This window comes from Pseudomonas sp. R62 (genome assembly GCF_000257605.1).
GTDB classification, from domain to species: Bacteria; Pseudomonadota; Gammaproteobacteria; order Pseudomonadales; family Pseudomonadaceae; genus Aquipseudomonas; species Aquipseudomonas atacamensis.
Genome location: NZ_JH635998.1, coordinates 1,766,804 through 1,767,523 on the forward strand (window position 1 = coordinate 1,766,804; position 720 = coordinate 1,767,523).

Annotated in this window: 1 protein-coding gene; it reads right to left on the bottom strand. The window is 63.2% G+C overall.

The genetic code is table 11. The features are described from left to right. Positions 1 to 131: 131 nt before the first annotated feature. Positions 132 to 720, bottom strand: a 589-nt coding sequence (locus tag OQK_RS09100) for a DUF3999 family protein (RefSeq protein ID WP_038860793.1), incomplete at its 5' end; no start/stop codon positions are given.

Here is a 720-nt window from a genome sequence, read left to right on the forward strand (position 1 = left end):
TTGTTGTTTGACCGGCCGCCATCGCTGGCAAGCCAGCTCCCACAGGATGTGTGGTGTACACAAAATATGTGAACGACCGAGTCACTGTGGGAGCTGGCTTGCCAGCGATTGGCGCGCAGCGCCGGCCATGCTCAGGTATTGGCTGGCGGCTTGCGCAACAGGCTGAACGCCATCGCCCCGAGAAACACCACACTGAGCAGCAACACCGCCCACAGCCCGAACTTCTTCCAGTTGGTCCCGGCCACCGCAGCCGTCGTCGCCGCCGAAGTTTGCGTGGCCACCGCTTCGCCCTGCACCGTCGCCTTGCCCAGGCTCGCCAGCTTTTCTGGTTTGAAGTCCGGAATCAACGTTGCCAGCGGCAGGTTCGCCGTTTTCACGGTGGCATTGCCCAAGGCCAGACTGTACGGCCCTTCGCCCCGGGCGAGGAAGATCACTTGCGTGGCGCGCACCGCATATTTCAGGTCCGGCGCCTGCTCACCCAGACCGCCGCCGCGCTCATCCACGGTCAGCTTGAGTTGCTGCACGGTCTGCCCGGACAGCGGGATTTCGTTCTGCACCACGTCCTGATTGTTCTGGCTCAGGCGATACAACAAACCGCTGCTCAGCGTCTGCCACGGCAAGTTGCTCTCGCGCCGGCCTGCCAACGTCACCGGCGCCAGACTGTTCGGCTGCTTCAGCTCAATCTGCACCCGCTCGACATTCAGCCCCATCGGCAACTGC